The following is a 15,538-nucleotide window of genomic DNA, read 5'->3' on the forward strand; positions in this document are numbered from 1 at the left end:
CGAACCGTGATCATTCCTTAGCGTTCAATCCAGCAGCATCACCGGCGGGACCCGCTCTACGCTCCCCCCGTGACCGATGCCGAACGACACCGCGTGCTCGACCCCCGCGAAGACGCCGCCGCACTCAAGGCCCTGACGCATCCCCTCCCTATCCGCCTGCTGGGCATGCTCCGCATGGACGGGCCCGCCACCGCGAGCGAACTGGCGGTCAGGACGGGCGAGTCGTCCGCGTCGACCAGCTACCACCTGCGCGTGCTCGCCAAGTACGCGTTCATCGCGGAGGCCGAGCACCGCGACGGACGTGAGCGGCGCTGGAAGGCCGTGCACGAGGTCACCAGCTGGAGCAACGCCGCGATGACCGGCTCCGACGAGGCGCAGGCGTTCGTCGACGTGGCACGCCGCGCCCAGCTCGACCACCTCGAGCGTTCCCTCGTCCGCCATCAGGAGGATGTGACCGCCGGGCGGCTCGGCGACGAGTGGCGGGAAGCATCCGGGTTCACCGACGTCGTGGCACGGCTGACACCCGAAGCGCTCACGGAGCTGTCGGAGACCTTCAGCCGCGCCGTCACCGAGCTGGCCGCCCGCGACGAGGGCGATCCGTGCGCCGAGCAGGTCGTGCTCTTCACCGCGGGTCTCGCCGTCCGTCCGGAGGACCACTCATGAACCGGCTCCTGGAACCGCGTTCCGCCCGCCGCCGGTTCGTCGCGGTCACGTTCCTCTTCTGGCTCCCGGTCGGCCTCTACATCCCCTCCCAGGTCCTGCTCCTGACCGAGCGCGGCATGAGTCTGGCCGTCGTCGCCGGGCTGTTCGCCGTCCACTCGATCACCGTGTCCGTGATGGAACTGCCGACGGGTGGACTGTCCGACGTCATCGGCCGCCGTCCCGTCCTCGCCGCCGCGGGGATGCTGAACCTCGCCGCCCTCACCGTGATGGCGCTCGGCACCACCGTCTGGGCGCTGGCAGTCGCGATGTTCCTCATGGGCTCCGGCCGTGCCCTGTCCAGCGGGCCCGCGGAGGCCTGGTACGTCGACACCGTCCAGGCCCACTCCGGCCCCGGCGCCGAGCTGCGCACGGGACTCGCACGCGGCGGCACCGCGTCCGCCGCCGCGCTCGCCGCGGGCACGCTCCTCGGCGGCGCTCTGCCCCTTCTGCTCGGCCTCGGCCCCGACCCGGGCTCCTGGCTGAGCGCGGCCACCGGCGGCCGGGTGCTGCCGCTGTCGGTCCCGGCGCTGCTCGGCGCGGCGGTCGGGGTGGCCTTCGTGGTGTACGTGCTCTCCGCCCTGCCGGAACCGCCCCGGCCGCCGGCGACCCTGCGCTCGGTGTTCCGCGGCGTGCCGGCCACGGTGGCGGGCGGGCTGCGCCTGGGGGCCGGGGACACGCTCATCCGCAGGGTCCTGCTGACGACGGGCGCGGTCGGCGCGGCGCTGGCCACCATCGAACTCCTCACCCCGGGGCGCGCCGCCCGGCTGACCGGGGCGGCCGAGTCAGGCGCCGTGCTCTTCGCCGCGCTGGCCTGCACGGGCTTCGTCTGCACGGCGGTCGGCAGCCACTGCGCACCGCCGGCCGCGCGGCTGACGGGCAGCAGCGAGCACGCCGTACTGGCGAGCATCGGCATCAGCGCGGGCGGCCTGACGCTGCTCGGCGTGACGACCGCGTGGGACGGCCCCGTCGCCCTGGCCCTCGCCGTCACCGGATACGCGCTCGTCTACCTCGGTCTCGGCGCGGCAGGACCGAACGAGAACGACCTGCTCCACCACCGTGTCGACAGCTCGGTCCGCGCTACGGCCCTCTCCGTGAAGTCCCTCGCCCTCCAGTCGGTCGGCGCGCTCGTGGGCCTGGCTGTCGGCTCGCTCCCGATCGGCCCGCTGCCGTGGCTGGTGGGCGCCGCGGCCCTCCTGCTCGGCGCTCTGCTGTGGACCCGCCGGGCGAAGCCCGTGACGCCCGCGGGGACGGCGAGCACCGCTGGGCCGCTGTCCACGAAGGAGCCGGTTCCCGGGAGTTGAGCAGCGGGCAGGCGTCGGTCCGCACGTACGCCCGCCCGGCCCTTGACCGCTTCAGAAGAAATCGTCCTGCCCGCGGTCGCGTCGGGCGCCCTCCCGTGCGGCGGGAACCGCGGCGCTCCGCCGAGGTCCTTCCGCAGCGGCGACATTCAGGCGGCGTCGTCTCCACCAGAACAGCAAGGCCGCTGCGGCTGGAACCACGGGCAGCAGACGCAACACCAACGCGCCGGTGGCCAGCGGCTCTTCCTGCGGACCGGGGTCGGCTGCCCCGCGCTGCGCGGGCACCTGCGGTTCCGGTTCGAGGTCGGCTGCCTGACGCGGTGTGGGCGCGCCGAGCCAGATCGCTCCCTTGCCGTCGTCGGACGGCGCGCTCAGCGAGCGGTTGACCTTCTCGGGGAGGTTCGCGAAGTCCGCAGTGAAACGGTCGCCGGAGACCTTCGTGAAGGGAATCCTGCTGAAGTCGACGCCACCGTAGACATAGCTGCGTACATAGGTGGTCCCGCCTTCGGTGGTCCTGTCGGTGACCTTGAACTCGCCCTTGGTGTACGACTCGACGAACCGGTCGAAGGTGTCGGTCGGCTTCCAGGGGCCGGTGATCCGCCAGTCGTCGATGTCGCCGGTGCCGATGAGGTCACCGTAGGTGGTGTCCTTGCTGCGGCTCAGGTCGCGGTACCACTCGGCGGCGACCCGGGCGAGATAGACGCGGCGCAGTTCGGCGTACTCGGGCGCGGTGTTGATCGCCTTCTTGAGCTCGGTGAGGATCAGGCTGCGGAAGTGCTGCTCGTTGTGGTTCTCGGTGGCCTTGTCCTGCTGGGGGCACGAACCGGTGGCGGACTCGCCCCGCTGCTCCAGGTACTGGGTCTCCATCCTGACGTCGAGGGGCGCGTCGAGGATGTAGAGCTTGTCGCCGTCCTGGCGGACCGATGCGGGTGCGGGCAGGATCCACGTCCGGTACGACATGCAGTCCCCCCGGATGCCGTCCCAGAACTTACGGCCTCGTACGGAGTGGGGGTGAATGAGCTTGCCGATCGTCTTCTTCATCAGCAGATCGGCTTCGAGCAGGACACGTCCGGCGTCCGTACGGCCGAGCCGGTCGTCGACGATGCGGTCCGGCTCGTTGGGATTGAGGTTGACCCAGAACGCCGACGGGTCGAGGGCGAGCCAGACGAAGAACGCGTCGGAACTGCCCTCGGCGGCTTCGAGGCCCGTCGCCGGAGAACTGCCGCCGTCGGCGGAGACGGGTGCCTGGAAGGAGTACTGCAGACCACTTCCGTCGCCGGGGTCGGAGAGATAGCGCAGTTGCAGGGACGAGAAGTCGATCCCGCCGGGCGCCTGGGGCACGGGCTGCGTCAGCGCTCGGCTCAGGCCGTCGGCGGTGCCGCCCGCGGTGTCGCTCTCTCCGCACGGGTCGGCCGCCGTCGGTGCTTTGCGCGGAGCGGTCAGCGCGTTGGTCGTCAGCTGGGAACGCATGCCCAGGGCCTGGCCGTCACACGGTTTGGCGGAGCGGGGGTTCCGGAAGAACTGGTTCTCCTTCCTCATCTGCAGCATCCGCTGCTGCTCCGCGGCCTTGCGCTGCTTGCTCAGCTGCTTCTGTGCCGCCACCTCCCGGGCCACGGTGGCCTCCTCGGCGCGGGCACTCGCCTTGGCACTGTTGATCAGATCGTTCATCTCGTCGGCCGAGCCCAAGCCGTCCACGACGGCGTACATGACATCAGTGGTGGCAGGGATCCTGCCCGCACACCGCGGCTTGCACGGCGAACGATCGCTGTAGATCACGAAGAGCCGTTCCTCGGCCACCGGTTTGCGCGCGTTCTGACTCAGGAAGGCCAGGTCCCAGACGAGGATGTGCTCTTCGGAGTGGTTGCCGACCACGCCCGCCGAGGCCTCGTTGGCGCGCGGGACGACGACGAACTTCTTGATCCCGGGGCGTGCTTCCATGTGTAACCGCTCGTACAGCGCAGGGTCGTCGTGCTTCAACGCGGCGGTCTCCACCACTTCCAGGCCCCGGGTGTCCACGTCGTCGAGTCCCGTGATGTCCACGAACCCGATCGCGACGTTCCGCGACCCGTCGATCCGTTGTGGGTTCGCGCCCCCTTCGAGCTGTGACCGGTGGCCCCACACCGCCTGCCGGTACACGTACGACCGGTGACCGATGGGATCGCGGTACCAGTCGCCGTCGATCCGGGTCATCGATCTGCCGGACGGGGCGGGTTTGCGGTCCCTTTCCGCCGTGGGTTTCTGGGTGCGGACCGACGACTGCGTCTGCGCCCCGGCGGACGCCTCCGCGGGGCCGCCGCCCGCACCCAGCAGTAAACCGAGCATCAGCACGGATGCGGCCAGGTCCCGCGGCCCGGTGCGTCGTCTGGTCAATGACATGTCGCTCCCCCTGATTCCGTTGGTCGGCGAGCCGCGTCCGGCCCGTCGGGGGAGGGCTTTCCCTCCGCCGAACACCCCAATGCCTCCACATGCACCGGCACGTGGCGTGACGTGACCGTTGAGGGGCTCGCCGCCGGGCCCGTCACAGCAGTCTTGCCCGCGCGTTCACCTCCCGCACCCGCGCCCTCAGCGCCTCCCCCGGTGTCGCCGGCCGCACGTCTCCGGGCGGGCAGTCCCACTCCCTGCCACCGCCCGGCGGCCGCAGTTGCACATACGTGCCGACCTGCCCATCAGGATGCCGACCCGCCCGTCCCGGACGTCGACGACGTACCCGCCTTCGCCCGGCGCGCTCACTTCTCCAGCCCCTGCAGCACGGCCGCCAGCCGCAGGGCCGTGTCCAGGTCGCAGCGCCCCAGGTCGATCAGCGGATACGGCGCCTCGCCCGCGAGCGACACCACATCCACCCGCAGCGACGGCAACGTCACCGACACCACCTCCAGCCCGGCCCTGAGCTGCGCCACCACCTCCTCGGCCGTCCGCAGCCGCTCGGCCGATCGCACCACCGTCATGCCCTCCGCACCTCCAGTACACAGTGTTCCGATTCCTCACCCAGCGTGTACAAGCGCGGGCTAGCCTGGGAAGAGACGGCGGCCCAACAACGCGACCTGTCGATCGGGGAGTTGCACCATGCCCGGACCCAAGGACCTCGACCCGTCGACCTCGCCGCGCGCCCTGCTCGGCGCGGAGCTGCGCCACGCCCGCACAAGAGCCGGCCTCACGCAGGACGAGCTGGGTGAGCCGATGTTCGTCAGCGGCTCCTACATCGGACAGATGGAAGCCGGCACGCGCCGCATCCTCCCCGAGCACGCCGTGCGCCTGGACGAGGTCCTGGGCACGGATTCCTTCTTCACCCGCAACTGCGAGGTGTCCAACAAGTCGCGCTATCCGGACCACTTCGCCGAGGCGGCGGAGGCGGAAGCGGCGGCGGAGACCATCAAGGAGTACGCGCCGCTGCTCATCCCGGGCCTGCTCCAGACGGAGGCGTACGCACGGGCCGTGTTCCGCGCGTACCAGCCGACGGCCCCGAACCGGTCATCGACGAGCTGGTGGCGGCGAGGCTGGACCGCGCACGCCTGTTGACCGATCCAACAACGCCGTTGTTGTGGGCAGTGTTCGACGAGGCTGCCTTACGGAGGAAGACGGGCGGTCCGGCGGTGATGACCGGGGCGCTGCGCCACGTGGCGGACCTGGCGCGACGGCACCGGATCATCGTCCAGGTCGTGCCGTTCGCGACGGGCGCGCACGCCTCGATGAACGGCGCGCTCAAACTGATGTCCTTCCCGGACGCGCCCCCGCTCGCCTATCTCGAAAGCCCCGGCGCTGGCCAGTTGGAGGACGATCCGGCCACGGTCACCCGCCACCAGCTGACCTACGATCTCGTCAGGGCCAGCGCACTGTCGCCGGAAACGTCCCTGGCCCTGATCGAGTCAGTGGCGGAGGATTACGCGCATGAAGACGAGCAGCCTTGAGTACGACCTGACGACGGCCGTCTGGCACAAGTCCAGCCACAGCGGCGGCGACTGCCTCGAAGTCGCCACCTGGCGCAAGTCGACCTACAGCGGCGGCGATGGCGGCAACTGCCTCGAAGTCGCGGACGGCCACCCGGACATCGTCCCCGTCCGTGACTCCAAGGACCCCGACGGCCCGCACCTCGCGTTCCCCGCCGCCGCCTGGTCGGCCTTCGTCGCCGACCTCAAGCGCGGCTGAGTCAGTAGTTCCGGAGCTCAAGTCCCGAGATTCGAGCGCTCTTGACAATGATCAGGGCGGTGGGGCCTGTTTCAACCCACCCACCCGCCCTGTCGAGTTGACGTCACGCGACCGACTTGCCACGCAGCGTCATCACGCTCTAGCGTTCCGATAAACGAACAACCCCCGCCAGGTGCTGGAACACCTGCGGGGGTCTGACCATCAAGATCGAAAGAGACTCGATCCATGGCTGACTGCCAGCTTAGTGCTGCCCCGCATCCCCTCGCCAACCCCGGCTACGGCAAGCGTCTCGCGCCGGATCAACGTCCCCGCACGGACCACGACTTCGACCACCTCCCGAAGCGGGACCGGCCCCTCGCCGCGTACATCGACAAGCTCGCCGAGAACAGCGACATCTCGGTGAAGACGCTGGCCAAGCACACCACCTACGGCCAGTACGCCACCGCCCGTATCCTCAGCCGCCTCATCGAGGCCGGTCATTTGCGGCGCGGTCTCGAGCTGGTGGAGAGCGAGGCGGGATCGCTCCTGTGGGTGACCCGCACCTGGTGGTCCCGTACCGCGCGCGACGATGCCTGGTGGGCGGCGTTCCAGCGCGGTGACGTGCCCGTGGAGAAGCGCCGGCCGACCCGCTCGCGGTCGTACGTCCTGCTGGCGGCGCTGGGCCGTGAGCAGCCGGTGATGTCGCTGTCGCACGCCGAGTGCGAGGCGCTCGCGCCGCTCGTGGAGGAGTGGTTCGCGCGCGGCTCGGACGCCCGCCGGATCACCCAGGCGCTGACGGCCGGCCTGCCGTCGCCCGTGCACGCCCCCGCCGCGCTCGCCCGCCGCCGCCTGATCGACAAGCTGCCGCCGGAGCCGGTGCGTGTGCCGCCGCCGATCCGGGTCCTCGAATGCGCCAAGTGCGGGGCCCCGGGCCGGTCCGACGCGTTGGTGGACGGCGCCTGCGCCCGCTGCCGCGGAACGTCCCCGCCCTCACCACCGACTCTCCCCGCCGCCCGCGTCCGCGCCCACGCCGCCGAGGCCCGCGCGGCGGCGACCCGCGCGCTCGAAACGACCGCCGGCCCCACGGCGGCCGTGACCAGCACCGATCCGCAGCGCGCGACAGAGGCCCCGCCCCGGCGTTGAATGGAACCCATGGGTGTCGAACGCGGTTCGGGACACCGCAGGAGTCGAGCGCTCACCGCAGCGGTCATGGCTTCCCTGCTGGCGACGACCTGTGTCACGGCCGCCGACGCTGCAACGCCACCCCCACCACGGCCCCAGCTGACCGACACACAGGTGAACAACGCGGTCGCACGGCTCGACAGCATCGTCCTCGACGGCATGAAGCGGACCGGCGTGCCGGGCGTGGCCGTTGCGGTCGTCCACAAGGACCGGGTCGTCCACATCCGGGGCTTCGGCGAACGGGAGGCCGGCAAGCCCGGAGCCGTCACGCCGGACACGGTGTTCCAGCTCGCGTCGGTGTCGAAGCCACTGGCCTCGACCGTCGTCGCCGGAGCGGTCGGCGACAAGGCGATCGCCTGGGACGACCCCGTGGCCGGACACCTCCCCGGCTTTGCCCTCAACGACCGGTGGGTGACCGAACACGTCACCTTCGCCGACCTGTTCTCGCACCGCAGCGGCCTGCCCGACCACGCGGGCGATCTGCTCGAGGACCTCGGCTATGGCCGCGGCTACGTGCTTTCGCGCCTGCGTCACGAGCCCCTGGCACCCTTCCGTGCCTCGTACGCGTACACCAACTTCGGCGTCACGGCCGCCTGCGAGGCCGTGGCCAATACGAAGAACACTCCCTGGGAGGATCTGGCCGAGGACACGCTCTACGCCCCGGCCGGCATGAACTCCACGAGCTCCCGTTTCGCCGACTACGAGCAGGCGGGCAACAAGGCGGTCATGCACGTCAAGGCGGACGGCGACTGGGAGCCGAAGTACGTACGCGACACCGACGTCACCTCCGCCGCCGGCGGAGTCAGCTCGACGGCCCGCGACATGACCCGCTGGATGCGCCTGCAACTGGCGGGCGGCACACTCGGCGACGACCAGATCATCCCCACGGCCCCGCTCGCCCGCACCCACCTCCCCGCGATCGTCTCCCAGCCCCCCGCCAACCCTGCCGGCCGCGCAGGCTTCTACGGCCTCGGGTGGAACGTGGGCTACGACGCCCAGGGCAGACTCCGGCTCGGCCACTCCGGCGCGTTCGCCCTCGGCGCCAACACCAACGTCAGCATGCTGCCGAGCGAAGAGCTGGGCATCGTCGTCCTCACCAACGGGGAGCCGGTGGGTCTCGCGGACGCCATCTCGTTCAACTTCTACGACACGGCCCAGTACGGAGAGCCGGCCAGCGACTGGCTGACCAGGATCGGCAAGGTCTACGAGCAGGAAGAGCAGAAGGCCCGCTCCCCCACCGACTACACCAGGCCACCGTCCGACGCGGCCAACGCACAGCCCGACGACACGTACACAGGGACCTACCGCAACGACTACTACGGTCCCCTGACAGTCACCGCCGCGGCCGACGGCAGGCTCATCCTCCAACTGGGACCGAAACCTCAGCGGTTCCCGCTCACCCACTACGACGGGAACACCTTCAGCTTCACCACGGTGGGCGAGAACGCGGTCGGCCCGACCGGCGTCACCTTCACCGTCCACTCGGCCGGCAAGGCCTCGAAGGTCCGCGTGGAAAGCCTCGACAAGACGGGTCTCGGCACGTTCACACGCGAGTAGCGCACGCAACGAAACGCGCCGGCGCTTCCCCGAAGAGCCGACGCGTCGCCCTCGATATCGAGAGGCCCGAGGCCCGTCTCCGAGCGTAAGATCGGGCCCATGAGCCGACGACGACATTGATCCACCGCAGCGGGTCCAGGAACGGGCTGTCGCGGGCCGCCGCACGGGTGAGCACCCGGCGTCCCCCGTCCGTTCCTCCGAAGGACCACACGCATGCTCGCCTCTTCGTCGTGCCCGTCCGACCCCCGCGTCCGCAGTCTGCGGCGAAGGCTGTACGCCTACGCGGGCCTTGAGGACTTCGTCCTCCTCTATCCGCTCTACGCCCTGCTGTTCGCCGAGAACGGCCTGACCACCGCCGAGATCTCCTCGCTCTTCGCCATCTGGTGCATCGTCGGCCTCGTGGTGGAAGTGCCGTCCGGCGTGTGGGCCGACGTCGTGTCCCGCCGCGCCATGATGGTCGTCGGCCCGTTGCTGACGGCCGTCGGTTTCGCCCTGTGGGCCCTGACGCCCTCGTACCTCACCTACGCCACCGGCTTCACGCTCTGGGCCGTCGGCGGCTCCCTGCGGTCCGGCTCGACGGAAGCCCTCGTCCACGACGAGCTCGAACGGCTCGGCGCCGCCGACCGGTACGGGCAGATCATGGGCAGGGCCGCCGCGGTGGGCATGGCGGCGACGGCCGCCGCCACCGCCGCCGCCGCGCCCGCGCTCGCCTTCGGCGGTCACGCCCTGGTGTGGGGCGCCAGCATCGCCACCTGCCTGCTGTGCGCGGCGGCCGGCGCGACGCTCCCCGAACACCGCGCCGCCGTCCACCGCGAGAAGGCCGAACGGCCCGGTTGCATCGCGACGTTGTGCGCCGGAATCACAGAGGTGCGCGGCAGCCGGGCCGTCCGGCGGACGATGATCCTCGCCGTCGTGATCACCTCGGTATGGGGTGCGCTGGACGAGTACGTGCCGTTGCTGGCCGCTTCCACCGGCGTCGCGGACGAGACCGTCCCGCTGCTGGTGCTCATGGTGTGGGTCGGCGTGACGCTCGGCTCGCTGCTGGTGGGGCCGGGGGAACGGCTCTCCGGCCGCGCCCTCGGCGCGATGGTCGCGGCAGCGGCGGTGGCGCTCGGGGCGGGCGCCCTGTCCTGCACGGCCGCCGGATTCGCGGCTCTCGGGGCGGCGTTCCTGGTCTTCCAGCTGGCGGACGTGCTGGCCGACGCCCGCCTCCAGGCGGCCATCACCGGGCCGAGTCGTGCGACCGTCACCTCGCTGACCGGCCTGGGCACCAACGTCGCCTCCCTGCTGGCCTTCGGTGCGTACGCGGCCCTGTCCCCGCACGCGTCGCACGGCACGGTCTTCGCCCTGCTGGCCCTGCCGTACCTGGCGGTAGCCGTCGCCCTGGGCCGCCCTGTGCCGTCGACGAACCCGACCCCGGCGCCCTCCGGGCAGGTGGCGGAGTAGGAACCGGTCGAGGACGTCGGCACGAACAAGCCGCTTGCCACACACCACCCCGGCACGTACGGTTTTCTGTACGTACAGGATTATGTACATGATGGGAGCCGACGATGCGCACGATGACCTACACCGAGTCCCGGGCGAAGTACGCCGAGACGCTCAACGCGGTGGTCGACGACCGCGAAGAGGTCATAGTGACCCGGTCCGGTCGCGAGCCGGTGGTGATCGTGGCGCTCGCGGAATACGAGTCCTTGAAGGAGACCGCTTACCTTCTGCGCAGTCCCGAGAACGCCCGACGCCTGCTGGCATCCATCGACCGCCTGGAGAACGGCGGCGGCACCGTCCGGGAGCTTGCCGAATGAAGTTCGTCTGGGACGAGTCGAGCTGGGCGGACTACGTCTGGTGGCAAGCCCAGGACCGCAAGGTCCTCAAGCGGATCAACACCCTGCTCCAGGACATCGCCCGCAACGGCAACGAGGGCATCGGCAAGCCCGAGCCGCTGAGGCACGGCTTCCAGGGCTACTGGTCCCGCCGCATCACCGACGAGCACAGGCTCGTTTACAAAATCGTCGACGACGAGATCCGGGTCGCCGCCTGCAGGTACCACTACGAGCGCTGAGGCAGGACCCCCGCACCCTCCGGGCCCGCCCGAGGGACGCTCGACACCGAGAAGCTGAAGGGGTACGCGGACTGACGGGCGTGCGCGGAAACGCCCGAGGGCGGCACCCCCTGGGAGTGGGGTGCCGCCCTCGGTCAAGGACGGTTGATCAACCTGTCGGTCGATCAGAAGTCCATGTCACCGCCCGGCATGCCGCCACCGGCAGGCGCGGCGGCCTTCTCCGGCTTGTCGGCGATGACGGCCTCGGTGGTGAGGAACAGCGCCGCGATGGAGGCCGCGTTCTGCAGGGCAGAGCGGGTCACCTTCGCGGGGTCGATGATGCCCTCGGCGATCATGTCGACGTACTCGCCGGTCGCGGCGTTGAGACCGTGACCGACGGGCAGGTTGCGCACCTTCTCGACGATGACGCCACCCTCGAGACCACCGTTGACGGCGATCTGCTTGAGCGGGGCCTCGAGCGCGAGCTTCACGGCGTTGGCGCCGGTCGCCTCGTCACCCGTCAGCTCGAGCTTCTCGAAGACCGAGGAGGCCTGGAGCAGGGCCACGCCACCACCGGCGACGATGCCCTCCTCGACGGCCGCCTTCGCGTTGCGAACGGCGTCCTCGATGCGGTGCTTGCGCTCCTTGAGCTCGACCTCGGTCGCGGCGCCGGCCTTGATGACGGCCACGCCGCCGGCCAGCTTCGCGAGGCGCTCCTGGAGCTTCTCACGGTCGTAGTCCGAGTCGCTGTTCTCGATCTCGGCGCGGATCTGGTTGACGCGACCGGCGACCTGCTCGCTGTCACCGGCACCGTCGACGATCGTGGTCTCGTCCTTGGTGATGACGACCTTGCGGGCGCGGCCCAGCAGGTCCAGGCCGGCGTTCTCGAGCTTGAGGCCGACCTCCTCGGAGATGACCGTGCCGCCCGTGAGGATGGCGATGTCGTTCAGCATGGCCTTGCGACGGTCGCCGAAGCCCGGGGCCTTGACGGCGACGGACTTGAAGGTGCCGCGGATCTTGTTCACGACGAGCGTGGACAGAGCCTCGCCCTCGACGTCCTCGGCGATGATCAGCAGCGGCTTGCCGGACTGCATGACCTTCTCCAGCAGCGGAAGAAGGTCCTTCACGTTGCCGACCTTGGAGTTGACGATCAGGATGTACGGGTCGTCCAGGGACGCCTCCATACGCTCCATGTCGGTGGCGAAGTACGCCGAGATGTAGCCCTTGTCGAAGCGCATACCCTCGGTGAGCTCCAGCTCCAGACCGAAGGTCTGGGACTCCTCGACGGTGATGACGCCTTCCTTGCCGACCTTGTCCATGGCCTCGGCGATGAGCTCGCCGATCTGGGTGTCGGCGGCGGAGATGGAGGCGGTGGAGGCGATCTGCTCCTTGGTCTCCACGTCCTTGGCCTGCTCGAGCAGGGCACCGGAGACGGCCTCGACGGCCTTCTCGATGCCGCGCTTCAGGGCCATCGGGTTGGCGCCGGCGGCCACGTTGCGCAGACCCTCGCGGACGAGCGCCTGGGCGAGGACGGTCGCGGTGGTCGTACCGTCACCGGCGACGTCGTCCGTCTTCTTGGCGACTTCCTTGACCAGCTCGGCGCCGATCTTCTCGTACGGGTCCTCGAGCTCGATCTCCTTGGCGATGGAAACACCATCGTTGGTGATCGTGGGGGCGCCCCACTTCTTCTCGAGGACGACGTTCCGGCCCTTGGGGCCAAGGGTGACCTTGACGGCGTCGGCGAGCTGGTTCATCCCGCGCTCGAGACCGCGCCGTGCCTCCTCGTCGAACGCGATGATCTTGGCCATGTGAAGTGGTCCTCCCGGACTGGGGTGGATTGCTTCGGATCGCATCCGGTGCCCGCGACGGACGGCCTGCGTGCCCTGTGGTTCCTTGCCCCACCGGGTGTGCGGACCTCACCGACCCGATCCAAGTTCTGTCACTCTCACTGGGAGAGTGCTAACGCCAATGATTAGCACTCGACCCCCGAGAGTGCAAGCGGCTTCGAAGAAGCCTCGATGCGGCGCGGCGGTCGGGAGACGGAGGGCGCAAGGACTTCGAGGATGCGGACACGCCGGGCGCGGACACGCAGGGCGCGGACACGCAGGGCGCGCCCTGCGCGCACGCACGAGGGGCCCGCCTCCCGTGACCGGGATGCGGGCCCCTCGCGCGTGAGTGCGTCGGTGGCCGATCGCGCCTGGAACAGATCAGACGGCGAGCTTCACCATGTCCGCCTGCGGACCCTTCTGGCCCTGCGAGATCTCGAATTCGACTCGCTGACCTTCTTCAAGGGTGCGGTACCCGTCCATCTGGATCGCGCTGTAGTGGACGAAAACATCCGCACCACCGTCGACCGCGATGAAGCCGTACCCCTTCTCCGCGTTGAACCACTTGACGGTGCCCTGAGCCATGCCTAACTCCCCTATTACTGGCCCTTGCGCAGGACCGCACTTCGCGACCCTGGGTCAGACCTCCACCCCAGCAGGAGGGGTGTGCGCCGGAACGCGTCGACCGCGGCTGAATGTATCCGCCCAACTGCCCTCTGCAACAGGTCAGTCGGACGAGAAATCTGGGCAGGACCGAACGGCCGATTCATATGAATTCATGTAATTCCGGGGCAAGTCGGGCCCGGCAAATGACGCCTAAGAGGCAATTCGATCGCACAGTTTGGCCGCATTCTTGCGGAACTTGAAGGCATTCTCGAGCGGCCGGCGGAGGGGGCTTCCCAGACCCTATCGCGCTCAACCATGCAGAATTGCCCCCTCCGCTTCTCTTGCGGAGGGGGCAATTTCTGTAACTGCGGGTAAATCTCTGGGGAAGGCTCAGTCGCCCGACCCTCTATTTCCGTCAGCCGCCGGCGACCGCGGGAATGATCGACACGCCCGCGCCGTCCGGCGTGGCGGTCTCCAGACCCTGCTCGAAACGGACGTCGTCGTCGTTCACGTAGACGTTGACGAAACGGCGCAGCTTGCCCTGGTCGTCCAGGACACGGGCGGCGATGCCGGTGTGGTTCTTCTCCAGGTCCGCGATGACCTCGGCGAGGGTCGCGCCCTTCGCCGGGACCTCGGCCTGGCCGCCCGTGTACGTACGGAGAATGGTGGGGATGCGGACGTTGACACTCATGTTCGTCACCTCTCGGCGGAGTACGGCGGGTTGCGGATTCAGTGAGCGGCCAGGCCCGCGTCGCGGAACGCGTCCAGGCTCGGGCGGATGACGGCGGTCGCCTGCGAGGTCTCCGCGACCGCGTCGAGGGTCTTGAGGCCGTCACCGGTGTTGAGGACGACGGTGGTGAGCGCCGGGTCGAGGACGCCCGCCTCGATCAACTTCTTCGTCACGCCCACGGTCACGCCACCCGCCGTCTCGGCGAAAATGCCCTCGGTGCGGGCCAGCAGCTTGATCGCGTCGACGACCTGCTCGTCGTTGACGTCCTCGACCGCGCCGCCCGTGCGGCGCGCGATGTCCAGCACGTACGGCCCGTCGGCCGGGTTGCCGATGGCGAGCGACTTGGCGATGGTGTTCGGCTTCTGCGGGCGCACGACGTCGTGCCCGGCCTTGAAAGCCGTGGACACCGGCGAGCAGCCCTCGGCCTGGGCGCCGAAGATCTTGTACGGCTTGTCCTCGACGAGTCCGAGCTTGATGAGCTCCTGCAGACCCTTGTCGATCTTCGTCAGCTGGGAGCCGGACGCGATCGGGACGACGAGCTGGTCGGGCAGCCGCCAGCCGAGCTGCTCGCAGATCTCGTACGCGAGTGTCTTGGAGCCCTCCGCGTAGTACGGGCGCAGGTTGACGTTGACGAAGCCCCAGCCCTCACCCAGCGGGTCGCCGATGAGTTCCGAGCAGAAGCGGTTCACGTCGTCGTAGTTGCCCTCGATACCGACGAGTTCGCCGCCGTACACCGCGGCCATGACGACCTTGCCCTGCTCGAGGTCGTGCGGGATGAACACGCAGGAGCGGAAGCCGGCCCGCGCGGCGGCGGCGCCGACCGCGCCGGCGAGGTTGCCGGTGGAGGAGCAGGAGAGCGTGGTGAAGCCGAAGGCGCGAGCGGCCTCGATGGCCTGGGCGACGACGCGGTCCTTGAAGGAGTGCGTCGGGTTGCCGGAGTCGTCCTTGATGAACAGGCCGCCGGTGACGCCCAGTTCGCGGGCGAGGTTGTCGGCCTTGACGAGCTTGGTCCAGCCCGGGTTCAGGTTGGGCTTGTCGGCCACGTCGACGGGGACGGGCAGCAGGGGGGCGTAGCGCCAGATGTTGGCGGGGCCCGCCTCGATCTGTGCGCGGAGCTTCTCGACGTCGCCGCTCGGCAGGTCGTAGGCGACTTCGAGCGGCCCGAAACACTCGGCGCAGGCGAAGATCGGTCCGAGTGCGAAGCGCTGTCCGCACTCGCGGCACGAAAGTGCGGCGGCGGGTCCGAGATCCACGGGCGTGGTGGCGGGGGTGCTTGCGACAGTCTGCGCAGCCATGATGGCGAGGCCCTTTCTCCTCATCTTCCTCGTGACGCACTTCGCCACAAGACGGAATTGGCACCTTCCCCACCGTGACCTCGCGGTCGGCGGGAGGGTTGCCGGGGCTTCAACGGGCCGTTCCCTCTGCCCCTCTGGATGAGCGGTATGGCACCGGACATGCGGTCCGGGCGTTTGTGTGC

14 protein-coding genes, 1 pseudogene and 1 riboswitch are annotated in these 15,538 nt (G+C 69.7%); of the genes and pseudogenes, 9 read left to right on the forward strand and 6 right to left on the reverse strand.

The window, feature by feature from the left end; genetic code table 11:
* Positions 1 to 69 precede the first annotated feature (69 nt).
* Complete coding sequence (locus tag ACIQ7Q_RS16910; protein WP_403861731.1) at positions 70 to 663, forward strand: ArsR/SmtB family transcription factor; 594 nt, start codon at positions 70 to 72, stop codon at positions 661 to 663.
* Positions 660 to 2,003 carry an MFS transporter gene (locus tag ACIQ7Q_RS16915; protein ID WP_403861734.1) on the forward strand — a complete coding sequence of 448 codons (1,344 nt, stop codon included), beginning with the start codon at positions 660 to 662 and terminating at the stop codon, positions 2,001 to 2,003. Before ACIQ7Q_RS16910 ends, ACIQ7Q_RS16915 begins: the two co-directional genes overlap by 4 nt.
* Positions 2,004 to 2,054: 51 nt before the next feature.
* Here the strand turns inward: ACIQ7Q_RS16915 and ACIQ7Q_RS16920 are convergent, their stop codons facing one another.
* Together ACIQ7Q_RS16920 and ACIQ7Q_RS16925 are read right to left on the reverse strand one after the other, a co-directional pair.
* Entirely contained in the window at positions 2,055 to 4,376 is a 2,322-nt protein-coding gene (locus ACIQ7Q_RS16920) for a hypothetical protein (RefSeq protein WP_403861737.1), read from the reverse strand.
* Positions 4,377 to 4,726: 350 nt separating this feature from the next.
* Positions 4,727 to 4,945: a hypothetical protein gene (locus ACIQ7Q_RS16925; RefSeq protein WP_403861740.1), complete on the reverse strand. Its 219-nt coding sequence runs from the start codon at positions 4,943 to 4,945 to the stop codon at positions 4,727 to 4,729.
* A gap of 118 nt (positions 4,946 to 5,063) precedes the next feature.
* Here ACIQ7Q_RS16925 and ACIQ7Q_RS16930 point away from each other — a divergent pair.
* The 7 genes and pseudogenes from ACIQ7Q_RS16930 to ACIQ7Q_RS16960 all read left to right on the forward strand — a co-directional run bounded on the left by ACIQ7Q_RS16930 (position 5,064) and on the right by ACIQ7Q_RS16960 (position 10,920).
* Positions 5,064 to 5,905: pseudogene (locus ACIQ7Q_RS16930) on the forward strand (helix-turn-helix domain-containing protein).
* Positions 5,886 to 6,143 (forward strand): DUF397 domain-containing protein, encoded by a 258-nt coding sequence (locus ACIQ7Q_RS16935; protein ID WP_403861743.1) that lies wholly within the window; start codon positions 5,886 to 5,888, stop codon positions 6,141 to 6,143. Before ACIQ7Q_RS16930 ends, ACIQ7Q_RS16935 begins: the two are co-directional and overlap by 20 nt.
* 225 nt (positions 6,144 to 6,368) lie before the next feature.
* On the forward strand, positions 6,369 to 7,265 hold the full coding sequence (locus ACIQ7Q_RS16940; protein WP_403861746.1) for a hypothetical protein: 897 nt from the start codon (positions 6,369 to 6,371) through the stop codon (positions 7,263 to 7,265).
* Positions 7,266 to 8,861, forward strand: a complete 1,596-nt coding sequence (locus ACIQ7Q_RS16945; RefSeq protein WP_403861749.1) for a serine hydrolase — start codon at positions 7,266 to 7,268, stop codon at positions 8,859 to 8,861.
* A gap of 213 nt (positions 8,862 to 9,074) precedes the next feature.
* Positions 9,075 to 10,307 carry an MFS transporter gene (locus ACIQ7Q_RS16950; protein WP_403861752.1) on the forward strand — a complete coding sequence of 411 codons (1,233 nt, stop codon included), beginning with the start codon at positions 9,075 to 9,077 and terminating at the stop codon, positions 10,305 to 10,307.
* Between the two features lie 104 nt (positions 10,308 to 10,411).
* Positions 10,412 to 10,663 (forward strand): type II toxin-antitoxin system Phd/YefM family antitoxin, encoded by a 252-nt coding sequence (locus ACIQ7Q_RS16955; protein ID WP_403861755.1) that lies wholly within the window; start codon positions 10,412 to 10,414, stop codon positions 10,661 to 10,663.
* Complete coding sequence (locus ACIQ7Q_RS16960) at positions 10,660 to 10,920, forward strand: Txe/YoeB family addiction module toxin (protein ID WP_403861758.1); 261 nt, start codon at positions 10,660 to 10,662, stop codon at positions 10,918 to 10,920. Before ACIQ7Q_RS16955 ends, ACIQ7Q_RS16960 begins: the two co-directional genes overlap by 4 nt.
* Positions 10,921 to 11,084: 164 nt before the next feature.
* On the opposite strand, the gene groL is transcribed toward ACIQ7Q_RS16960, so the two are convergent.
* From groL to thrC, 4 genes are all read right to left on the reverse strand, one after another.
* Complete coding sequence (gene groL / locus ACIQ7Q_RS16965; protein WP_403861761.1) at positions 11,085 to 12,707, reverse strand: chaperonin GroEL; 1,623 nt, start codon at positions 12,705 to 12,707, stop codon at positions 11,085 to 11,087.
* A 399-nt stretch (positions 12,708 to 13,106) separates the two neighbouring features.
* Positions 13,107 to 13,310, reverse strand: a complete 204-nt coding sequence (locus tag ACIQ7Q_RS16970) for a cold-shock protein (protein WP_005315736.1) — start codon at positions 13,308 to 13,310, stop codon at positions 13,107 to 13,109.
* A 436-nt stretch (positions 13,311 to 13,746) separates the two neighbouring features.
* Positions 13,747 to 14,022, reverse strand: a complete 276-nt coding sequence (locus ACIQ7Q_RS16975) for a MoaD/ThiS family protein (RefSeq protein ID WP_403861764.1) — start codon at positions 14,020 to 14,022, stop codon at positions 13,747 to 13,749.
* A gap of 38 nt (positions 14,023 to 14,060) precedes the next feature.
* On the reverse strand, positions 14,061 to 15,356 hold the full coding sequence (gene thrC / locus ACIQ7Q_RS16980) for a threonine synthase (RefSeq protein ID WP_403861767.1): 1,296 nt from the start codon (positions 15,354 to 15,356) through the stop codon (positions 14,061 to 14,063).
* Positions 15,357 to 15,373: 17 nt separating this feature from the next.
* Positions 15,374 to 15,501: riboswitch (SAM riboswitch) on the reverse strand.
* Positions 15,502 to 15,538 lie beyond the last annotated feature (37 nt).

Source organism: Streptomyces sp. NPDC096176 (assembly GCF_044763255.1).
Classification (GTDB): Bacteria; Actinomycetota; Actinomycetes; order Streptomycetales; family Streptomycetaceae; genus Streptomyces.